We start from the raw sequence: 6,942 nt of genomic DNA on the forward strand, positions 1-6,942 counted from the left end.
CGCCGGCGGCGTTCTCCCAGCCGCTGCAGAACCCCGCGCAGAACCCCGCGCCGCCGCCCACACCCCAGCCGAGACCCGCCCCGGCCGCCACCACGCCCGCCGCGGGGACCCCCGCCGATCCGGCCGACCCCCAGGTCGCCGCCGAGATCGACGCGGCGCGGGCACTGCGGCAGAGCACCGACCAGGCGACGCAGTCGCTGGCCCTGCAGTCGCTGAACTGCGCGGCGAACGACCCGCTGCGCGGCTACGACGACCCGACGAAGCCGCTGGTCGCCTGCAGCCAGGACGGCACGCAGAAGTACGTGCTGGGCCCCTCGTTCCTCGAGGGCACCCAGATCGCCACGGCGCAGGCCTCGCCGAACCCGCAGGGCGCCGGCTACGTCATCAACCTCACCTTCAAGAGTGAGGGCCAGAGCATCTGGGGCAACTACACCGCCAACAACATCGGCAAGCAGGTGGCGTTCACCCTCGACGGCGAGGTCGTGTCGGCGCCGAGCATCAACAGCGCCATCTACGGCCAGACCGAGATCTCCGGCCAGTTCAACCAGGCCACGGCCAACAACCTCGCCGGCGTGCTGCGCTACGGGTCCCTGCCGCTGTCGTTCGAGTCGTCGCAGGCCCAGACGGTGTCGGCCACGCTCGGGCTCGCCTCGCTGGAGGCCGGGCTCATCGCCGGGGCCGTCGGCCTCGCGCTGGTGTTCGTCTACTGCCTGTTCTACTACCGCGTGCTGGGCCTGCTGACGATCCTGTCGCTCGTGCTCTCGGGCGCCATCGTCTTCGCGGTGCTGGTGCTGCTCGGCCGCTGGATCGGGTTCACCCTCGACCTCGCCGGCGTCGCCGGGTTCATCGTGGCCATCGGCATCACAGCCGACTCGTTCGTGATCTTCTTCGAACGGTTGAAGGACGAGATGCGGGAGGGCAGATCCTTCCGCTCCGCGGTACCACGGGGATGGGTGCGGGCGCGCCGGACGATCCTCTCCGCCGACGCGGTCAGCTTCCTGGCCTCCGCGGTGCTCTACATCCTCGCCGTCGGCCAGGTGAAGGGCTTTGCGTTCACCCTCGGCCTCTCGACGGTCCTCGACCTCGTGGTGGTGTTCCTCGTGACCCACCCGCTGGTCGCCTTGGCGTCGAACTCGCGGGTGTTCGGCAGCCCGACGCTGTCGGGCCTCGGTGCGGTCGCCCGCATCGGTGCCGACCGCAAGCGTGCCGCCGCCACCGCGGCCAAGGCCGCCGCCCCGAAGGGAGCCTGAGATGGCCACCACGACCACCACGGCCCCCACGAGGTCCGGGATGCTCTCCCGTCTCTACACCGGCACCGGGGCGTTCGACATCGTCGGACGTCGCAAGATCTGGTACATCGCCTTCGGCACGCTCGTGGTCGTCTGCCTGGTGTCGATCGTGTTCCGGGGCTTCAACCTCGGCATCGACTTCACCGGCGGCACCCAGATCCAGTTCCCGGCCTCCACCGCTGCCGCACCGGCGAACGTCGAGGCCGTGCGCGGCGTCTACGAGAAGGTCATCGGCCACGAGCCCGAGTCGGTCCAGACCGCGGGCACGGGCGCGGCGGCGTCGGTGCTGCTGCGGTCGGAGTCGCTCGACCCGAACCAGACCGTCGCGCTCAAGCAGGCGCTGTTCGACACGTTCCAGCCGAGAGGCACCGACGGCACCCCGTCGCTCCAGGTGATCAGCGACAGCGCCGTCAGCGGCAGCTGGGGTGGCCAGATCACCCAGCAGGCCATCATCGCGCTGGTCGTGTTCCTGGTGCTGGTCACGCTGTTCCTGGCGTTCTACTTCGAGCGGTCCATGGCGGCTGCGGCGCTGGTCGCGCTGCTGCACGACGTCACGGTCACGGCGGGTATCTACTCGATCGTCGGGTTCGAGGTCACGCCGTCCACGGTGATCGGCCTGCTCACCATCCTGGGCTTCTCGCTCTACGACACGGTCGTGGTGTTCGACAAGGTCAAGGAGAACACCCGCGGACTGCTCGGCCTGACCCGTCGCACCTACGGCGAAGCCGCCAACCTGGCGCTCAACCAGACGCTGATGCGCTCGATCAACACCTCGCTCATCGCCGTGCTACCCGTGATTGGGCTGATGATCGTCGGCGTCGGGGTGCTGGGCGTCGGCACGCTGGCCGATCTCGCGCTGGTGCAGATGGTGGGCATCCTGGCCGGCGCTCTCTCGTCGCTGCTGCTGGCCACGCCGCTGCTGGTGGACCTCAAGATGCGCGACCCGAAGTTCCGCCAGCAGGCCGCCCGCGTCCGCGCGCGGCGCAAGCGGGCCGCGGCCGTGCAGGCGGGGGAGATCGCACCGTCCGACGGCGACGCCGACCCGGATCTCACCGACGACCGCGTGCTCGCCTCCGAGCTGCGCAGGGAGAGCGCGATGGCCGCCGCATCGAGCGCCCCCGCGCGCCCGGGCAAGGTGGGCCAGCGGGCCGCGCGGCCCACGGGCAAGGCGTCGCGCCCGAGCGGGAAGCGCCGCCGGTGACGCTCCCCGACACGGCCCTGCCCGACGGCGAGCCGGACCTCGAGCACGTGCTCGGGCTCGTCCGCGACGTGCCCGACTACCCGCAGCCCGGCGTGCTGTTCCGCGACATCACGCCCGTGCTGGCCGACGCCGATGCGTTCGCGACTATCGCCACGGAGCTGGCCTCGCTCGTCGGTGATGCCGACGTCGTGGTCGGTGTGGAGGCCCGGGGCTTCCTGCTCGGGGCCGCGGTCGCGCTCGTCGCGGGCACCGGGATCGTGCCGGTCCGCAAGGCGGGCAAGCTGCCGCGCGTGGCAGGCTCGCGCACCTACGACCTCGAGTACGGCACGGCCACGCTCGAGCTGCCCGCCGACACGGTGGAGCCGGGTTCGCGTGCCTTCGTCGTCGACGACGTGCTCGCCACCGGCGGCACCGCCAAGGCTGCGTGCGCGCTGCTGGCTGACGCGGGGCTCGACGTGGTCGGGTTCGGCGCGCTGCTGGAGCTCACCGCGCTGGGGGGCCGCGACCTGCTGTCGCCGATCCCGGTGCACGCCCTGCTCACGCTCTGACCGCCCCTCGACGCGCCGCCCGTGTCACCCAAGGGCGGTCGGCGCGGACTATCCTCGGGAGGGTGACCGACGTGCAGCCCGCCGCTCCCGCGGTGCCCGAGTCCGACGGCGGAGCCGCGTCGCGACCGTCGGCCACCCGCCGCGTGCGGGCCCGCATCGCGCGCCGGATGACACCGCAGCGCGTGGGCCCCGTCGCGCCGGTCCTCGAGCCGCTGGCGAGCGTCCACCGCACGTTGCACCCCAAGGCCGATCTGGCGTTGCTGCAACGCGCCTACGACGTGGCCGAGGAGAAGCACGAGGGCCAGAAGCGCAAGTCCGGCGACCCGTACATCACCCACCCGCTGGCCGTCTCCACGATCCTGGCCGAGCTGGGCATGGACACCACCACGCTCGTCGCGGCGCTGCTGCACGACACCGTGGAGGACACCGACTACTCGCTGGAGCGGTTGCGCGAGGACTTCGGCGAGGAGGTCGCGCACCTCGTCGACGGCGTCACGAAGCTCGACAAGGTCGAGCTGGGCAGCGCCGCGGAGGCCGAGACCATCCGCAAGATGGTGGTGGCCATGGCCCGCGACCCGCGGGTGCTGGTCATCAAGCTGTCCGACCGCCTGCACAACATGCGCACGATGCGGTTCCTGTCGCCGGAGAAGCAGGCGAAGAAGGCGCGCGAGACGCTCGAGGTGTTCGCGCCGCTGGCGCACCGGCTGGGCATGGCCACGGTCAAGTGGGAGCTGGAGGACCTGTCCTTCGCGATCCTGCACCCGAAGAAGTACTCGGAGATCGTGCGCCTGGTGGCCACCCGGGCGCCGTCGCGCGACACGTACCTCAAGCAGGTGATCGACGAGGTCGGCGCCCAGCTGGATTCCGCGCGCGTCACGGCGAAGGTCGAGGGCAGGCCCAAGCACTACTACTCGATCTATCAGAAGATGATCGTCAAGGGTAAGGACTTCGACGACATCCACGACCTGGTCGGCGTCCGCGTGCTGGTGGACGAGGTGCGCGACTGCTACGCCGCCATGGGCATGATCCACGCGCTGTGGCAGCCGATGCCCGGCCGCTTCAAGGACTACATCGCCCAGCCGCGGTTCGGGGTCTACCAGTCGCTGCACACCACGGTGATCGGGCCGGACGGCAAGCCGCTCGAGGTGCAGATCCGCACCCACGAGATGCACCACACCGCGGAGTACGGCATCGCGGCGCACTGGCGGTACAAGGAGATCGCCAAGGGCGGCATGGGCTCCACCGTCGAGGTGGACGAGATGTCGTGGATGCGCAAGCTGCTCGACTGGCAGCGGGAGGCGGCGGACCCGGGCGACTTCCTGGAGTCCCTGCGCTACGACCTGGGCGCCAAGGAGATCTTCGTCTTCAGCCCCAAGGGCGACGTCATCACGCTGACGTCGGGCTCCACACCCGTCGACTTCGCCTACGCGGTGCACACCGAGGTCGGCAACCGGTGCATCGGCAGCAGGGTCAACGGCCGGCTGGTGGCGCTGGAGCGCACGCTGGAGTCCGGCGACGTCGTCGAGATCTTCACGTCCAAGGCGGAGGGGCAGGGGCCCAGCCGCGACTGGCTGGCGTTCGTCGGGTCCGCCCGCGCCAAGACCAAGATCAAGCAGTGGTTCGCCAAGGAGCGCCGCGAGGAGGCCATCGAGGCGGGCAAGGAGGCCATCACCCGCGAGGCGCGCCGTACCTCCATGCCGCTGCAGCGGCTGGTCTCGGCCGAGGCGATGGCCGCGCTGTCGCGCGAGCTGCACTTCCCGGACCTCTCGGGGCTCTACGCCGCCGTGGGGGAGGGCCATGCGAGCGCGCGGCACGTCGTCCAGCGGCTCGTGGCCCTGCTCGGTGGGGAGGAGCAGGCCGAGGAGGACCTCGCCGAGCGCGCCACGCCGTCCACGGTCCGGCTGCGTCGCGCGGCGGGGGAGGCCGGCGTGGTGGTCCGCGACGGCGACTCCGACATCGGCGAGCTCTACACGAAGCTCGCACGCTGCTGTACGCCCGTGCCCGGCGACGACATCCTCGGGTTCGTCACCCGCGGCGGCGGCATCTCGGTGCATCGCACCGACTGCACCAACGCCAAGGAGCTGCAGAACCGGTCGGAGCGCATCGTCGACGTCGCGTGGTCGGTGTCGCCGGGCTCGGTGTTCCTCGTGGCGATCCAGGCCGAGGCGCTGGACCGCCACCGGCTGCTCTCGGACATCACGAAGGTGCTGGCCGACGAGAAGGTCAACATCCTCTCGGCGTCGGTGGCCACCTCGCACGACCGGGTCGCCGTCTCCCGGTTCAGCTTCGAGATGGGCGACCCCAAGCACCTCGGGCACGTCCTGGGTGCCGTGCGCAACGTCGAGGGCGTCTACGACGTGTACCGGGTGACGAGCGCGAGCTGAGGTGACGAGCGCTCGCCTCGTCACGAGCCGCTGACGGAACGGGTACGTGGCCGGCGACGTCGACGACACCGCGACGCACCTGACGGGAGCTGCCGGCGGCGGAACGGCTGACCGTCAGCCATTCCACAGCTCGCAGTGGTGCTCGGCCCACACCTGGGCGGCCGGGCGGGCGGTGGCACCGGTCCGGCCGATGCTCAGCACCTGCCCCCCACCCTCCCAGCGTGGCCAGGTGAAGCCGTCGCCGTCCGGGTCGCCGGTGGTGACGAACCGCGCCCAGGTGGCCACCATGCGGTCGGCCTGGGCCTGCTGGGCCGGGGTGAACGCCGGCTGGCCGGGCACGAGGTCGAACAGGTAGGCCATCTCGGCGCCGTGCGTAACGCCGTCGGCGAGCGTCGGTGGGAGGCCGATGAACGTCGAGGGCGCGGTGGGGTCGGCGAACTCGTAGGCGTAGAGCGGCGCCCGGTCGCCCTGGTCGGCGTAGGTCCGCAGCTCCGGGCAGGCGTAGGCCCGGTCCGTGACGACATCGGACCACGCCCGGCTCGGGGTGCGGCCGACCGCGGGGTAGGCGGCACCTGCCGCCATCGCCCGCGTGGGGGCGACCGAGGCGAGCATCGTCCGGAACGCGTCGGTGCTGAGCGGGCCGGCCGCGTTGTCGTAGAAGGCGGCGGTGAACAGGGTGCCTTCGTCGCGGTTGGTGCCCACGAGGGTGGGCATCGGCCGTGGGGTGCCCGCGCCGGCCGAGCCGGGGCGGGCCGGCAGGGTGGTGGTACCGGTGGCGGGGCTCCAGTAGACGCCCGCGCCGCCGACGAGCGGGTCGACGGGCAGCGCGCGCAGGCACGCGAGGGCCGTGGCGGGGTCGGGGCAGTTCAGGCGGCCGGCGGCGGCGGTGCTGTTCTCCTGCACCTGCGGCAGGGGCTTCCAGGTGGCGCTCGCCGGCGCCGTCGGGGGGACGACGACGGGGTAGAGGTCGGCGGTGCCGCACTCGCCGCTCTGGAGGATCGCCTGCTCGAACAGCCCTGCCGCGGCGGGTGACGCCATCTGGGCGCACACGCTGTCGGCGCCCGCCGACTCGCCGCCGAGCGTCACCCGGCCCGGGTCGCCGCCGAACGCGGCGGCGTTGCGATGCACCCAGCGCAGCGCGGCCTGCTGGTCGAGCAGGCCGAACTCACCGCCGCCGTCGAGACCGGGCAGGCCCAGGAAGCCGAGCATCCCGAGGCGGTAGTTCGCTGTGACCACGACGAACGGCCCGGCCTCGGCGAGCCGGTGGGGGTCGACGTCGCCGCCCGCGCCCGCGCTGAACGCCCCGCCGTGCAGCCACACCAGCACCGGCAGCCGCGAGGTCGACGTGGTGCCGACGGGCACCGTGACGTCGACGGTCAGGCAGTCCTCCGTGGAGCTGGCCGCGGTGAGATGCGGGGTGCCGGGGGCGGCGGCGAGCTGCGGGCAGCGCGGGGCCGGCGCGGTGGCCGGACGGGTGCCGGACGTGCGGGGGGCGGGTTGCGGGGGAGCCCAGCGCAGGT

General features: G+C 72.2%; 5 protein-coding genes. 4 read left to right on the plus strand and 1 reads right to left on the minus strand.

Translation table 11 applies throughout. From position 1 onward, the window contains the following. From secD to JWR81_RS08505, 4 genes are all read left to right on the plus strand, one after another. Positions 1–1,250, plus strand: a 1,250-nt coding sequence (gene secD, locus JWR81_RS08490) for a protein translocase subunit SecD (RefSeq protein WP_297649173.1), incomplete at its 5' end; no start/stop codon positions are given. A gap of 1 nt (position 1,251) precedes the next feature. After that, complete coding sequence (gene secF, locus JWR81_RS08495; RefSeq protein WP_297649175.1) at positions 1,252–2,490, plus strand: protein translocase subunit SecF; 1,239 nt, start codon at positions 1,252–1,254, stop codon at positions 2,488–2,490. Continuing rightward, positions 2,487–3,038 carry an adenine phosphoribosyltransferase gene (locus JWR81_RS08500; protein ID WP_297649177.1) on the plus strand — a complete coding sequence of 184 codons (552 nt, stop codon included), beginning with the start codon at positions 2,487–2,489 and terminating at the stop codon, positions 3,036–3,038. Before secF ends, JWR81_RS08500 begins: the two co-directional genes overlap by 4 nt. 71 nt (positions 3,039–3,109) lie before the next feature. Continuing rightward, positions 3,110–5,422: a bifunctional (p)ppGpp synthetase/guanosine-3',5'-bis(diphosphate) 3'-pyrophosphohydrolase gene (locus tag JWR81_RS08505; protein ID WP_297649181.1), complete on the plus strand. Its 2,313-nt coding sequence runs from the start codon at positions 3,110–3,112 to the stop codon at positions 5,420–5,422. Positions 5,423–5,536: 114 nt separating this feature from the next. Here JWR81_RS08505 and JWR81_RS08510 read toward each other — a convergent pair. Beyond that, positions 5,537–6,942, minus strand: a 1,406-nt coding sequence (locus JWR81_RS08510; RefSeq protein ID WP_297649179.1) for a carboxylesterase family protein, incomplete at its 5' end; no start/stop codon positions are given.

The organism is Pseudonocardia sp. (genome assembly GCF_025965585.1).
GTDB lineage: Bacteria > Actinomycetota > Actinomycetes > Mycobacteriales > Pseudonocardiaceae > Pseudonocardia.